Below are 14,635 nucleotides of genomic sequence, written 5' to 3'. Positions count from 1 at the left end.
TTGATGCCGTTCTTTAGCTTAATTCAAATTGGAGCTTTAGCAGGTTTGCATACATGCCTTCGGGGTTAAGGGATAATGCTTCATGTGAGCCTTCTTCCACAATCTCGCCACCATCTATCACCAGTATCTTGTCTACTTTTCGGATCGTGGCCAGGCGATGCGCGATCACAATCGTGGTACGGCCTTTCATCAGCTCATCCATGGCCTGCTGCACCAGCTGCTCTGATTCAGAGTCCAGGGCACTTGTTGCCTCATCCAGTATTAGTATGCCTGGGTTCTTGAGAATAGCACGGGCAATGGCCACGCGCTGGCGCTGCCCTCCGGAAAGCTTAATACCACGCTCCCCAACCAGGGTATCCAGGCCTTCCGGGAAGGTCATGATAAAGTCGTAGGCGTTGGCTTTGCGGGCAGCTTCTATAATTTCTGACTCAGAGGCACCCGGACGACCATAAGCGATGTTCTCCCGGATAGTGCCGCCAAACAGTAGCACCTCCTGCGGAACCACACCAATGTTGGCGCGCAGGGTGGTCAGGTCCATGTTACGAATATCTTTCCCATCCACAATAATTCCCCCTCCGGTTACATCGTAGAAACGCATCAGGAGTTGGATAATGGTAGACTTGCCAGCACCACTCGGGCCAACTAAGGCTATCTTCTCTCCAGCATTTACAGTAAAGCTGATATCGCCTAGCACCTGTATATCAGGGCGGGTAGGATAGGAGAACGCCACCTGTTGGTACGTGATATCTCCGTTTAACTTAGGTATTTCGTTTAATGCCCTTATGCTCTTGTCAGTAGGTTCTTCCTGCTCCTGCAGTATCTCCAGGATACGCTCGGTAGCACCCAGGGATGCCTGTACTTTGCCGTAAAGTTCACCCAGGCCACCAACAGAAGCACCGATAAAGGCAGTGTATAATACAAAAGAAACGAGGTCGCCCTGCTGTATGTCGCCGTTTGCCACCAGTGTAGCTCCGTACCAGATCACGAGTATGATGCCTCCGAACAAGCCGACAATGATAAACGAAATGAAAGCTCCGCGATAGTAAGCGGTAGATATTGCCGTTTTTACTGCCTTGCCAAGTGTAGTTCTGTAGCGCGCCACTTCAAACATTTCGTTAGTAAAAGCTTTCACCGTATTGATCGCCTGCAGCGTTTCTTCTACAATAACATTCGTATTTGCCAGCTCGTCCTGCGTCTTTTTAGACAAGCCTTTGATGCGTCGCCCAAAAACCAACGCAAGTGCCACCAGCACCGGGAAAGTAGCCAGCATGAACAAGGACAGTTTTATGGATGTCCACATGATGATGGCTACACCAACGATCAGTGTGGTAGTTTGTCGGAAAAGCTCAGCAAGGGTAATAGACATTGCATCCTGCACCTGCGCTACGTCAGTGGTAATGCGGCTTGTGATTTCGCCAACCCTTCTTTTCTCATAAAAGGAAATGGGCAGCTGCACAAACTTGCTATACAGGTCGCGGCGGATATCTGCCACAGCGTTTTCACTTACCTGGGCAAAGAAGTATACCCTGAAAAAGGAGAAAATACCCTGTAGCAGGATAACTAAGAACAACCCAATGGCGATCATGTTAATGTCTGCCGTCAGGCCGGTAGCTTTACCGGAAGAAGAATCGAACAGTTTGCCTACTAAGTATGGGAAAGCCATAAAAGTGAGGCTGGATAGGACTAAGAAACCTAAACCGACAATAAACTTAATCTTATAAGGTAGAACGTAGCCAAAAATCCGGAGGCCCCGGCGAAAGCTTTCTTTTGTGATCTTCTTTCTACCTTCCTTGTCCTGCTCTCCGTTTAGCCCGAATCCGCGTTTTGCCATTAATGAAACTATGCTTTAATACTTTGTTGGCTGCCTTTTTTGTTGTTGCAGCCGGAGGGTGTTGTGGGTATAACAGCTAATGTGCTGTAAAGATGCCACCGCCCAATAAAATCTTACAAAGGTAAGGAATATGACGAATAAATTCAGCAGGCTATGTTTTATACTTCTGTACTTTTCTGTGCCAGCTCCAGGGCTTCTGTCCTGCCTGTTGTGAGCGCCATCAAACCCACAAACGTTAAGAATCCGTTAAGCAGAAGCACTTCATAGCCAAATTCATAGCCCCAGAACCAATCCTTAGAATTGTAGCTGATCAGGTAGGTGAGCAGCGGGGCAACCACACAGATTACTGGTACAAACCTGTCGCGAATGGAGCGTTTGGTGTAGAGGCCAAATGCATAAAGCCCCAGTAAAGGGCCGTAGGTGTACCCTGCAACCGTGAACATGGTAGCAATAACGCTTTCTGAACTAAGCACATCAAAGGCAATCACAACCAATACCATTACCACCGAAACACCGGCATGGGCAAAGTAGCGCAGGTGAACCCGCTCGTGTTCGCTTCTGTCTTTAAAATTAAGAAAGTCGACGCAGAAAGAGGTGGTCAGGGCTGCAAGCGCCGAGTCGGCAGAGGCGTAGGTAATAGCTATGATCCCCAATATAAACACAATGCCCAGGAAGTGAGAGAAATGATTCAAAGCCAGGTAGGGATACACATCGTCGGCTTTGGTTGGAAGCGTAATGCCTTTTGTACCGGCATATGTATAAAGCAAGGCCCCCAGCGTGAGAAACAACACATTTACCACAACCAGTATTACGCTAAACCAGAACATATTTTTCTGTGCCTCTCCAATGTTTTTACAGCTCAGATTCTTCTGCATCATGTCCTGGTCCAGGCCCGTCATGGCAATCGTAATAAAAGCGCCTGACAAAAACTGTTTCAGGAAGTAATTGCCGGCCTTCACATCCCATACAAATACCTGGGAGTAGTTGCTCTCCTGCACCGAGGCCACCAGGTTTTGAAAACCATAGTTTAATTCATCAGAGATGAGCCAGATGGTTGTGGCTACGGCCAATAGCATTGCCATCGTCTGGAAAGTATCGGTCCAGATAATGGTTTTCATGCCTCCCCGGAAAGTATAGACCCAGATAAGAAGTATGGTAATGATCACGGAAACAGCAAAGGGGATTCCCAGATCGTCAAAAACAGCTAACTGCAGCACCCCTGCCACCAGGAATAAGCGGATAGAGGCCAGCAGTGTGCGTGAAAGCAGGAAAAAAGCGGCACCGGTTTTATAGGACCAGTAACCGAAGCGCTGTTCCAGGTAAGTATAGATAGAGACGAGGTTGAGGCGATAGTACAGCGGCATCAATACCGTGGCAATAACCAGATAACCTAACAGATACCCCAATACCATCTGCAGATAAGTGAACTGGGCACCTTTTACCATACCTGGGATGGACACAAAAGTGATTCCAGATAATGTCGTCCCGATCATCCCGAATGCAACCACATACCACGGTGACTGCCGGTTAGCCAGAAAGAAAGTGTCAGAATCTGTTTTCTTACTGGTTAGGTAGGAGATAAAGATAAGCACGAGAAAATAAGCTATGATCAAGCCTATGATAAGAGTAGGGGACATTGCTGTTACGGTTCGTAAACGCTGTTTTGTTAATAGCCGGGGCTAAATCTGAATGCAAAGATAGTAACAAAACAGCCTCTGCTGCACTTAGTGTTACAGTAACTCCTCTAACAGTACAGGTTCACCGATGGCAGGTATCCTTAAGCCCTGCAACATGCCGGAGGCGGCAATCTGCTGCAGCAGGCGCACAGGTTCTCCTGGAGGTTCGTCAGAGAGGTCGAAGGTGCCATAGTGCATCGGAATAAAAGTGCCACCGCGCAGGTAATTAAAAGCTTTTACCGCTTCATGTGGGTTCATATGACTTTTGGCCATCAGGAAAGACGGCTTGTAAGCGCCAACAGGCATAATGCACAGGTCCATTGGGCCAAACAGGTTCTCTATTTCCTCAAAATGAGAGTCAATAGCGGAGTCGCCAGCAAAGTAAATACTGATCTCTTTTGTTTTAAGCACAAAGCTGCCCCAAAGTACCTTGTTCATGTCGGTCATGCCACGGCGGTGCCAGTGTGATGCCGGCAGGTAAAAAACTTCCACTTCATCAGGCACCAGGTCAAACTTCTGAAACCAGCCAGCCTCCTGGTACGGCAGATGTGGGCTAGCGCTCCGGAGTACTTCACCGGCCTTTAAAGGAATCAGGGCCTTTAATTGCGGGTTTTGACTAAAAACAGTTTTAATGGACTGCTTGTCCATATGATCGCGGTGAGCATGTGAAAGCAGCATGAAATCAATGTTTCGCAATTGCTCTGGCTTGCACGGCAGCTCTGACCTGCGTTTGATCAGGGGGAGGTTGTAGAGTACAGGATCTAACAGAAAAGTAATGCCTTTGAGTCTGATGAAGAAGCTGGCGTGGCCAAGCCAGACCACCATATCCCTGTCAGAATTTATAAAGTCGCAGCCATACTGTACATCGGGTGTATAATCATCCTTCTCCTTTTCCTCGCGCTGTGGGTTTGCGGATAGCCTCCATTTGATCACGTTGCTGAAGTCTGGTGCATAGACCTCATCTCCGTTGGCAAAGCGTCCGTTTACAACTTTATTACCCCGGTAATCAGGTTTAATAGTTTCCAGGCGTTCGTTCTTTATATGGCGGATGTGCTTCTTGTTCTGCTGCAAAATATAAGCCTTTTGGTGTCTGTAGGTTTAACAGTTTTCGGCCCGATAAGGTTAAACAAAAAAAGCGCTTCCCCGTGATACGGAAAAGCGCTTTCTGGTATTTTATTTTACTTAGTAACCAAAGCCAATGCGGTTGCTGTTGCCAAAGCCCGGCGAACTGAACGGATTGTAATATGGCGAAGCACCATCAGTATAACGCATGCCTCCCGTTACCGATAAATGCTCAGTTATCTTGTAGGTTGCCCGAAGGTCTACACCCATACGGCCAGGGCTATACAAGCCATAGTTTAAACTATTAGCTGGCAGGTTCGAGAAATCTCTCCAGATGTTGCCACTCAGAATCAGCCTGTCGCTGGCAAGGTAATCTATGCCCACGCTGCCTATGTAATGGCTGCCGCCGTTGTTGCGGTACAGCATCGTCGTGCCTTCCGGACCAACAACGCTTGAATTGTAAGGCATCACGTTAACATATGTCATGCTGGCATTTACCCTGAAGCGGTTGCTTATCTGGTAACGAACCGAGGGCTCTACATAAGTGGCATTGCCAAACCCATTACTGAAACTTGCCCCCATAGCCATGCTGTAGCTAAGCTTAGGCCCTGACCAGGCTGGTTTTGCTTCAGCTTCTGCCAATGGTGCTGTAGCTGCGGGAGCTACGGTTGTGGCAGGAACAGGCGCAGAGTCTAAGCTAGGCTTAGTTTCCTGTGCCATGGCTTGTCCGGCCCAAAGCAGGCTAACGGCGAATACGGTTCTGAATATGTTTTTCACGTGAAAATGCTGAAGTCTAAATCTTTATACTAAGATAGGGCACCAGTAGTTCAAAAGCAAAAGGCATAATTTGTAAACGATAAAAACGGCTGCGTAAAAGATTTGTTGTAAAGTCTTTATTTCACCTTCGATCCCAGCCACGCCTGCCGGTAAGCCTGTATTTCCGGGCTTACTTCTTTTCCGATGGTTTCATAAGGTACTACCTCCAGCGTAGGCACCTCTTCCAGTACCAGCGTGGTGCTGCGCGTCTGGCCAAGGCGGTTAAAGGTTACCGGAATGCTGTCGCCGGGCTTGTGCTTGCTTAGTACTTTCTGGAGGTCTTTTTCCTTTTTGATCTTGCGTCCATCCAGCGTCAGGATAACGTCTGTACGATCGAGGCCTGCTTTGTAGGCAGCAGAGTGAATAAAAGTGCCATTCATGATCGTAGCACCCTCTTTACCATGATTCAAGGCGACCATTCCGATCGTGGTCTCTCCTGGTTTTGCTTTGCGAAGCTCCAGACCTGCTTTAGCCAGTAGTGGTGCAAAGTCTGGCAACTGGCTGCCATTGATGGTGTTCCTGAAGAAAGTGCTGGCAAAAGCCTTGTCTCCGGATACCTCTGCCAGTGTTTCCTCCAGGTCAGCTAAGGTATAAGGCTTTTCTGGTTGGCCATACTTGCGCCAAAGGGCCTGCATAAAATCATCAAGAGTTTTGTTATACTGCTGGCGTAGCGTCATGTCAAGGGCCAGGCCTGTCATGCTGCCGTAGGTATAATAGGAGATGAAGGTGTTATGGCGGTTAACCGGATCAACGGAGCGGGCAGCATCCACAAAAGGGGCCTGCATGCTCATCTCCTTTAAGCTATGATACTCTCTGCCCGGAGAAAGCAGTACGTAGTTCAGGTCACCGGCAAGGTCTGAAGCATATTTTTTAAGATCAAAGAGGCCGGTACGAGCCATGGTCAGGTCGCCGTAGTAGCTCGTGAAACCCTCTGCCAGCCAAAGCGATTCCGACATATTTGCCTCCTGAAAGTTGAAAGGCTCAAGGCTCTTTGGCCTGATACGCTCCACGTTCCAGGAGTGGAAATACTCATGTGAAACGGTATTGAGCAGGGCAGCCATGGCACTGGCCAATGACCGTGAGCTGGTAAGCATAGTAGAGTTGCGGTGTTCCATGCCATCGCCTACAGCCTGTGGCATATAGCAGCCAGTAAACGTATAGCGGCCAAAGTCATAGTCGGGTAACTGGCCATAAACCGCGCGTTGCTCTGCTACGATCTGCTTTGTTTTGGCAACATACTCCTCAAACTGTTCCTTTGTGCCCTGGTGGTGAAGCGTTACCTGAATTGTTTTTTTCTTTCCATTGTCATCCACAGTCCATTCAGCCATATCAAAGTTGCTGAGCTCTGTGGGGCTGTCCATCAGGTACTGGAAATTGGGGGCGAAATACGTATTCCCTTGCTCTTTTCGTAGCTGTGTGGCTATTTTCCAGTCCTTATCCTGAGGGATGTTGAACGTGACGTAAGCCGGTGACTTTTCAAACCCAAGCGCATACATCAGCGTGGCAGGCATGTTCAGGTGCGCATGCGTTTCGTCTACACCCGCATAAGTACCATCGGCATGATCGGCAAACAGGGTATAACTAATAGTTACATTACCCTTGTGGCCCAGTACATCCCATTCGTTGGTATTAGGCCGGAATATCTGGAGAGGCTTGCCTTGTGCATCGGTGGCACGCACGTTGTACACATTTTTCGCGAACTCATGTATGGCGTATCTTCCCGGCGATGTGCGAGGCATCAGCACTTTAAGCGTATCAGAAGTGATATCAGAAAAGTTAACCGTTATTTCTGCCTCGTGGTGCAATGCGTTCGGAAAAGAGAGGCCGTAGGTAACTTTTTGCTGCGCGAGTACTGGCTGCGCCATCAGTCCGATGGCCAGGCCAAACAGGCAGTAGAATTTATTTTTCATGGATTGAGTTTATACTTAAAGATCTAAATATATGGATTCTGAGGGCAGTTAACAAACACCTTAGCTTGGACCATGCCGCCATAAAAGCTGCGGCTATACTTTTCTGTTAAGTTCAGCTTTTTAAAGTGAAAAGCATAATCAGGAAGTTGTTTTGCTTGTACACTACTGATTGCCCCGAAAAAAGTATACATAGCCCAAACTAAAGCTCTTTGCCAGAGCGGCGGGTGTTGCAGCACTGGCCAGAAATCTGCAACCAACCAGAGTCCGTCAGGGGGCAATGCATGCTTAAGTTTACTCATGAGCTGGTGCAGGCGCTGTGGCGGAAAAAGATCGAGTAGAAAAGGGGTAATGATCACGTCGAACTGTTCCTGCGACTCTATCTTTTGTTCGGTGCCAAGCCTGAAGGCAACGGAGCAGTTGTGCTGCTGGTGAAGTTTTTTATACTTTGCCTGTGCCAGTTTCAGCATGGCCGGAGCGGCATCGAGGTACAAAATGTCCAGCTTCTTTCCTGTGTGTGTCAGCTGTTCCAGTATCCAGCCACTGCCACCACCAATTATGAGCACCCGCCCCTGCTGAGGAAGAAAGGGAAATAGTGCAAGTTGCGCCTGCTGTAAAGCGCTGCCGTACACCAGTTTTGCCAGCTTGTCATAAAATGGCGCTGCATAATGGAAACCGCTGTCGGGGAGGTGTGAGGGCACTTAGCTTATTTTTAGAAAAGGCTAAGATAAAACATTAGCGGTTATAATGCTCTTTGAGTATACCCTGGAGTTTTATAAAAACATAGTCCACCAGTTGCTTTCGTACACTTTCGGTGTTGCCTTTAAAAACCTCTCTGAATTCCTCGGCCTTCCCATCATACAGGAAAGACACAAACATGGTACCCACGGGCTTTTCAGGAGTTTCAGAACCGCCTTCGCCAGCCAGTCCGGTAGTCGCGATGCTGATGTCGGCTCCCATCTGCTTTTTCAGCCCCATTACCATTTCATTTGTTACCTGTTGCGATTCAGGGGTGTATAGCTCCAGTGTTTTAGACTTTACACCCAACAGCTTCTTCTTGACTTCCGGCTGGTATACCACAACACTACCTTTCAGTACTTCGCTGCTGCCCTTGGCTTTTACAAACTCTGAAGCAAGCAAGCCTGCCGTGCAACTTTCGGCAAAGGCTACTGTCAGTCCTTTATCTTTCAGGTCCATCACTAAACTTGTTAGTTCCGTCTGGTTCATCGTTGTTCAGGTTCAGGTAAGAGTGTTTATCTTACTGATTTTGGCCAAAGCAGGTTTTAACCCAGCGCATAAGTTTCCAGTACAGTATATACCGGATGCGGCGAAGCCAGCTCCGACTGCCAGAGCGAGATTGCATTTATTTGAAGATGTACTGGCTCCGGGAAAGATACTGCAGGTAAGTTTGGGGGGGCGGGTTTGTCTTTCCGGAACCTTGCCAGGGTAATATGCGGAATGGCCTTAACTGGTTGTGTAGGTTTTTCTGCTAACGTATCCGTCAACTCCTGGCTAAGGGCCTCAAATGCTTTGTGAGTAGCAAATCTTGCCCAGATTAGGCGTGGTTTCCTGCTGTTAGGACCTGGCTCTGTTTGTGCGTAACTTAAGATGAATGGCTGGTGATGCCGGGCAACCTCCTGGAGGGTGCGCTTAATAGCGGGCAGTTGTTCTGCCGGTACGTTTCCTATGAAATAAAGGGTAAGGTGCAGGTTTTGCACAGGCATGAATCGGATATTCGAATGCTTGAATTGTTGTAGCTGCTCCTCTAGTTTTTCAATAAGCAGATCGGGCAAAGTTGCCGCAACAAACAACCTGATACTGTCTTTCATAGTTTTAAATATACGTACTTATGCTAAATAGCATATTTTTTAATGCAATTAACTTACAATTAACTTTTACTTTGGAAAGTTTAACTTGAGTAAACAAATATGATCAGACGGTTTTATAAAAAAATAGTAGCGGAATCAGCACTTTTCACAGTGGAATTACTCATTGTTTGGGGGCTTTTCCTGGTCTGTATTATTGCATTTCTCATAATTGGTGGTGAAGTACTCGAAGGTGACCCTATAGCGTTTGATCAGGCAGCCTTCGGGTTTGCAAAAGATATTTCGAACCCTGCTTTGAGCCAGTTTATCAGGTTTATCACCTTTTTCGCTTCAAGACAATTCCTGACACCTGCGGCGCTGCTCCTGGTGGCGTACTTCCTTTTTATACGTAAACACCGCTGGTATTCTCTTAAAGTGCCAGTGGTGGCGCTTGGTAGCATTACTTTAAACGTAGTGCTAAAATTCTTTTTTGACAGGCCACGACCAATCACTCCGCTGGTAGAAGCCTCCGGCTTGAGTTTCCCTAGTGGGCACTCTATGGTGGCGGCCTCTTTTTATGGACTGCTTATTTACCTGGTATGGCATAACGTGAGCAACAAAACCTTGCGTAATACACTTATTGCGTTGCTTGCCGTATTTGTGTTGCTCATTGGTTTTAGCCGGATATACCTGCGGGTGCACTATGCCACAGATGTAGTGGCTGGTTTTGCTGCTGGGTTTTTGTGGGTGGTGATAGGCATCTGGTCATTACGTAGAATTGAAAAAGTAACCAAAAAAGAAATAGATCCTGTTGTAGAGGAAGAAACGCCGGCGTAATTAAAATATTTTTTATAGAAGATATTGCAGATTTAAATTTCAGTCTTACCTTTGCAATCCCAATGAACAAAGGGTTAAAGGGTTTTGGGACTTTATTTAACTTAGTGACCAGCGCGCACGTGGCGAAACTGGTAGACGTGCAGGTCTCAGAAGCCTGTGCCTTCGGGTGTGGGAGTTCGAATCTCCCCGTGCGCACACTATTTTAATAAAAAGAGGCTGTTTCTTATAAGAAGCAGCCTCTTTTTTTATTCCATTCAGGGTAAGTCTAATAGTAGATCCACCACTTGCCAGACTGTTGCTTATGGCTGAAGTTAGCCGTCATCCATTCCTTCTCCTTCGGAAGTTCATCCTTAACCACCAGTACAGGCTTTTGCCGTAACAGTCTCTGAAAGCGAGTTACATCCTGAGGTCTTTCTAACTGCAGTAATAACTTACGCCATTTCTGGTCACCTTCAAATTGCACTTCACGGTTTAGGTTGCTGTTACCATCTTCAACCGAAATAATATCTCGGTTCAGCTCAAAGGCCAGAGAAGGCAACAATTGATTATAGACTATAATTTGCCTTTCCTGTAAGTTTTGCTGTTCTACAAATTCCGCTATAGACCTGCTGCTATTGATAAGAAGCGAATTGCTGCCCATAAAGTGCGTGGAATAAGGCACCAGTAAAAATGTAAAGACCAACACACCTGTCAGTAGCTTATGCAGGTGCGGGATATGAGATCTTAAAATAACCAGGAGTGAAACCAGCATCAGGGCCGGGAAGAGCAAAGCCCACCCCGGCAAGGCAATGCCAACCGGCAGGAGCGGTGCCAGCAACAACGCCGCAGCCAATATTAGCAGGTAACCGATGCTCCAGTGGGCCGCCTGCTGCACTGTTTCCGGGTGCAACTGGAAAAGCAGCCAGGCCGTCAGAAGTGCCTGCCCTGCAAAAAGAGGAAGTATGTAAAGTATAAGTTTGGAACTGGAGATGGAAAAAAACACCATCGGAACGAGTAGCCAGAGTATAAAAAGGCGCTTAAGCGGTGATGGGAGTTCCTTTAATTTCCGGATCTTAGCAATAAGTATAGCAGCCCACGGGAGGCTCAGTGCTGGAGCCAGTACCAGGTAAAACCACCACGGTTTTGATCGTCCGAATGCCTCTGGGTTTGTATAACGCTCCACAGTATGCTTAAACAGAAAGTAATCTGCAAACGCGCTGTTCTGCAGCATCAGGTATATAAACCAGGAGGCACCCACCAGAAGGAATAATAGTATACCCGGCAGGTGGTGCCAGGCAGCAGGCTTTTTTTCTGGCAGTGCCCTGTTTCCATAGCCTATCACGACAAGCACCGGAAAGATCAGGGCTACAGGGCCCTTGGTTTGAAATCCGAATGCCAGCAGCAGGTAAAAAAGATAGAGCCAGCTTACACTGTTGTTTTGCTTATACTTTAGCCAGCACCATATGGCAGCCAGTTCAAAGGTAGTCAGAAATGAGTCGGTGGTCAGGTTACGGGCCGCAAGTAAAACTGCTGGTATTGTAAGGAAGATAATAGCTGCGACCAGAGCCTGCTTTTTGTCTGCAAACAGAATTTTGCCGATCTGATACACAAGACATACCTGAGCGATCAGTGATAATTGCAGGAAAAAGCGAGCTCCAAAGGCATTCTGGCCAAAAATACCCATCCCAATGGCAGAGATGATGTACGTAACAGGAGGTTTATGAAAATGCTGGATGCCCAGCAGGCGCGGGTGGAACCAGTTACCTGTCTGCCACATTTCGCGGCTGATCTCGGCATAACGGGCTTCACTCGTTTCTATTACACCCCAGCCGCCCAGGTTGTAGATCAGGACCAGAAACATTAGCAGCAGCAGTACGCTTAAAACACGGCCACTACGCAGGGTGTTGCTATCAAACATGTACGTTTAGTTTGTAGAGGACTGTTGCTGGGCTGTCTGCTCCCGTACGCCCAGGTAAAAGTTGCGGCTATACGCTACAACCCCAAAAATCTGGCCCAGGAAAAGGATCGGGTCCATGCGCAGTACAGCATAGGATATGATCATCAGACTGCCTATCAGGCTAATGATCCAGAACCCATTCGGCAGGATGGATTCCTGTGCGCGTTCAGAATGGTACCACTGGTATACAAAGCGGAGGGTAAACACTAACTGGCCCAAACCACCCCAGGCAATCAGGGCGCCAGATATTTTGCTGTGCTCCATAATGTAGCTGAAGCTGTATGTTTCACTCCACATGAGCCAGGCAGCAGCCACAAAGGGGAAAATAACGGCAGCCCAACGTATGGGAGCGGCAATTTGCTCCCACATATTCTTGAGCTTGATGTTGCGCATGTAAATGAAATAGGAAATGAACTGCCCCCCTATAATGACAATATCATTTCGCAAGGCCCCGTAGGCCATCAGCAGCACAGATGCCAGCATGCTGGCTGTCCAGAAAGAGGCCGGCGAAAGTACTTTTCCAGCTCTTTCAGAAGCAATCCACTGCATCAGAATTCGTGCTGAGAACAGTATCTGGGCCAGCAGGCCCACTCCGTAGATCAGCGTTTCAGAAATGTCCATTTACGACAGGCTCATTTGCGAATTCCTCAGCAATCTCATAATTGATGTAGCGCTTACGCATCCACCTGAAAGCAAAGGTGTCGTTCAACGGCCCCCAAAGGCGGTTGAATAGGTGATATTTTGAATAACCTGCAAAACGCTCGAAATGCTGTACCGGCAACTGCTTTACCTTGCCACCCTGCAACTGGATCAGGGCAGGCAGGAAACGGTGCATACCATCAAAGAAAGGCACACGCTTGGCATAGGCAGTACTCATTATCTTGAGCGGACAGCCAGTGTCTTTTATTCCATCGTTTATCATATACCTTCTGAATCCGTTGGCGATTTTAGAAGATATCTTTTTGATAAAGGTGTCTTTACGTTTCGCGCGGATGCCGATCACCATATCGTAGTGCGGCAAGTGCTCGAAGAACAGCATAAAATCCATAGGAGATGTCTGCAGGTCCGAATCGATGTAGCCGATGTGTGTGGTTTGGATATGGTCTATACCTGCTTTAATAGCAGTACTCAGGCCTCTGTTACGGCTCAGCGAAATAAAGCTATAACCTATTCTGCTGTGGCATATCTCGCGTATCTGCGACAGACTCGCATCTGTTGAGCCATCGTTTACAAATAGCACTTGAGTAGGAACCGGCGATTGACCAAGAAAAGCATCCAAAGCTTCTGAAAGCCGCTCCAGGCAGCCTTCTTCGTTATAAACAGGAACTATTATCGTAAGTGAAAGAGGATCCATAATTAGTGTGTCCCTTTTTAAGTGGTTTTTATACTTTTTTGTGCGGCACAATTCATACTTTCAACAGGCGGCCATTCTTGTTAATATGCTGCAGGTAGAAACTACTGGAGGTCTGCTACTGCTGCTCCTTTATTACCGATACGTTTTTTACACCTGTATATGCCTTATACCAATCCACAAACTTAGCTAGACCCACAGATAACGGTGTGCGGGGGCTGAAATTTGCTGTTGTTATCAAGTCATCCACATCAGCAAATGTTTCCAGCACATCTCCTGCCTGCATGGGGTACAATTCCAGTTTTGCCTTTGTCTGAAGCAGGTTTTCAAGGTTTGCAACCAGGTCCAGGAGCTGCTCCGGGGTGTTATTGCCGATATTGAAAATTTTGTATGCGGCGGAGGTACCAGCAGTTGCGCCAGCTACAGGAGCAATTGTCAGCAACTTCATGATGCTCTCTGTCACATCATCAATAAAGGTGAAGTCGCGGAGCATGTTGCCGTGGTTGAAAAGCTTAATTGTCTTTCCGGTGCTAATAGCTTCTGTGAAGCTGTAGCAAGCCATATCCGGACGACCCCAGGGGCCATACACGGTAAAAAAGCGGAGTCCGGTGGTAGGTATGCCGTAGAGGTGGGCATAACTGTGGGCCATTACCTCGTTTGCTTTTTTAGTGGCAGCATAAAGTGAGATCGGGAAATCTGTTTTATGGTCTGTTTTAAAAGGAATGTTCTCGTTCAGACCATAGACTGAGCTGGAAGAGGCAAATAAGAAGTGCTTCACCTGTCCATTTCTGCAGCATTCCAGCAGGTTTGCAAAACCCACCAGGTTGCTGTTGATATAAACCTGCGGTTGCTCAATGCTATGCCGAACCCCGGCCTGAGCTGCAAGGTTTACTACTATGTCAAATTTCTCTTCCTGAAACAGCCGCTGAAGTTCGGCGGTATCTGTTAAACTGAGCTTGATAAAAGATAAGTTGTGGAGGGTTTTGCTTTTTACAAGTACGCCTGGCTGCAGGTCGTTTTTTTCAAAACCTTGTACTTTCAGGCGGCTGAACTTGAGTTCAGGGTCGTAGTAGTCATTGATGTTGTCTAAACCAGTTGCAACATTACCAGTGCGTGCTATGGCCATCATCAGGTGATGACCAATAAAGCCTGCGCTACCAGTTACCAGAATTCGCAATTTCTCTGCCATGCTTGTTAGTAGGTAAAAACACTACTTGTATGGGCGTGAGTTCCCACAGTTTAAAAACCCAAAACTACTGTTAAAATTTGTAAAAAGCTGTAGGCTGAACTAATTATTAAGAAATATGCCCTCCAAATCAAACATGCTGATTTATACTTTCATCAGATCCTCTAAGTTCTTAAATTTAACCTTGTACAAGCCCTTCAGTAGAGGGTACTTTTAAGGTAATGAGAT

General features: G+C 47.3%; 13 protein-coding genes and 1 tRNA gene. 2 read left to right on the top strand and 12 right to left on the bottom strand.

Features of this window, described 5'->3' with window-relative positions; all coding sequences use genetic code 11:
* Positions 1 to 13: 13 nt before the first annotated feature.
* The 8 genes from ACSX1A_RS12710 to thpR form a co-directional block, all read right to left on the bottom strand.
* Complete coding sequence (locus tag ACSX1A_RS12710; RefSeq protein WP_439880018.1) at positions 14 to 1,831, bottom strand: ABC transporter ATP-binding protein; 1,818 nt, start codon at positions 1,829 to 1,831, stop codon at positions 14 to 16.
* 158 nt (positions 1,832 to 1,989) lie between these two features.
* A complete protein-coding gene (locus tag ACSX1A_RS12705; protein WP_439880017.1) occupies positions 1,990 to 3,468 on the bottom strand; it encodes a sodium:solute symporter in 1,479 nt (492 codons plus the stop codon).
* A gap of 93 nt (positions 3,469 to 3,561) precedes the next feature.
* Positions 3,562 to 4,578, bottom strand: a complete 1,017-nt coding sequence (locus tag ACSX1A_RS12700) for an MBL fold metallo-hydrolase (protein WP_439880016.1) — start codon at positions 4,576 to 4,578, stop codon at positions 3,562 to 3,564.
* A gap of 111 nt (positions 4,579 to 4,689) precedes the next feature.
* Positions 4,690 to 5,346: a hypothetical protein gene (locus tag ACSX1A_RS12695; protein ID WP_439880015.1), complete on the bottom strand. Its 657-nt coding sequence runs from the start codon at positions 5,344 to 5,346 to the stop codon at positions 4,690 to 4,692.
* A gap of 116 nt (positions 5,347 to 5,462) precedes the next feature.
* Positions 5,463 to 7,295, bottom strand: coding sequence for a M61 family metallopeptidase (locus ACSX1A_RS12690; RefSeq protein WP_439880014.1), 1,833 nt, complete (start codon positions 7,293 to 7,295; stop codon positions 5,463 to 5,465).
* Between the two features lie 23 nt (positions 7,296 to 7,318).
* A complete protein-coding gene (locus ACSX1A_RS12685; RefSeq protein ID WP_439880013.1) occupies positions 7,319 to 7,993 on the bottom strand; it encodes a class I SAM-dependent methyltransferase in 675 nt (224 codons plus the stop codon).
* Between the two features lie 34 nt (positions 7,994 to 8,027).
* A complete protein-coding gene (locus ACSX1A_RS12680) occupies positions 8,028 to 8,519 on the bottom strand; it encodes a CinA family protein (RefSeq protein ID WP_439880012.1) in 492 nt (163 codons plus the stop codon).
* A gap of 56 nt (positions 8,520 to 8,575) precedes the next feature.
* Positions 8,576 to 9,121, bottom strand: a complete 546-nt coding sequence (gene thpR, locus ACSX1A_RS12675) for an RNA 2',3'-cyclic phosphodiesterase (RefSeq protein ID WP_439880011.1) — start codon at positions 9,119 to 9,121, stop codon at positions 8,576 to 8,578.
* A gap of 99 nt (positions 9,122 to 9,220) precedes the next feature.
* Between thpR and ACSX1A_RS12670 the strand changes: the two genes are divergently transcribed.
* The gene (locus ACSX1A_RS12670; protein ID WP_439880010.1) at positions 9,221 to 9,934 is read left to right on the top strand and encodes a phosphatase PAP2 family protein; all 714 of its coding nucleotides are present in this window, start codon (positions 9,221 to 9,223) and stop codon (positions 9,932 to 9,934) included.
* 113 nt (positions 9,935 to 10,047) lie between these two features.
* Positions 10,048 to 10,129: transfer RNA gene (locus tag ACSX1A_RS12665), tRNA-Leu, on the top strand.
* A 70-nt stretch (positions 10,130 to 10,199) separates the two neighbouring features.
* On the opposite strand, the gene ACSX1A_RS12660 is transcribed toward ACSX1A_RS12665, so the two are convergent.
* From ACSX1A_RS12660 to ACSX1A_RS12645, 4 genes are all read right to left on the bottom strand, one after another.
* Positions 10,200 to 11,831, bottom strand: a complete 1,632-nt coding sequence (locus ACSX1A_RS12660) for an ArnT family glycosyltransferase (protein ID WP_439880009.1) — start codon at positions 11,829 to 11,831, stop codon at positions 10,200 to 10,202.
* A 6-nt stretch (positions 11,832 to 11,837) separates the two neighbouring features.
* Complete coding sequence (locus ACSX1A_RS12655; protein WP_439880008.1) at positions 11,838 to 12,491, bottom strand: lipid-A-disaccharide synthase N-terminal domain-containing protein; 654 nt, start codon at positions 12,489 to 12,491, stop codon at positions 11,838 to 11,840.
* On the bottom strand, positions 12,478 to 13,224 hold the full coding sequence (locus tag ACSX1A_RS12650; protein ID WP_439880007.1) for a glycosyltransferase family 2 protein: 747 nt from the start codon (positions 13,222 to 13,224) through the stop codon (positions 12,478 to 12,480). Before ACSX1A_RS12650 ends, ACSX1A_RS12655 begins: the two co-directional genes overlap by 14 nt.
* A gap of 115 nt (positions 13,225 to 13,339) precedes the next feature.
* Positions 13,340 to 14,410 carry an NAD-dependent epimerase/dehydratase family protein gene (locus ACSX1A_RS12645; RefSeq protein WP_439880006.1) on the bottom strand — a complete coding sequence of 357 codons (1,071 nt, stop codon included), beginning with the start codon at positions 14,408 to 14,410 and terminating at the stop codon, positions 13,340 to 13,342.
* Positions 14,411 to 14,635: the final 225 nt, after the last annotated feature.

This window comes from Pontibacter sp. MBLB2868 (genome assembly GCF_051904785.1).
Classification (GTDB): domain Bacteria; phylum Bacteroidota; class Bacteroidia; order Cytophagales; family Hymenobacteraceae; genus Pontibacter.
Note: the sequence above shows the minus strand (reverse complement) of the source record. Positions and strands in the feature narration are given on the sequence as shown.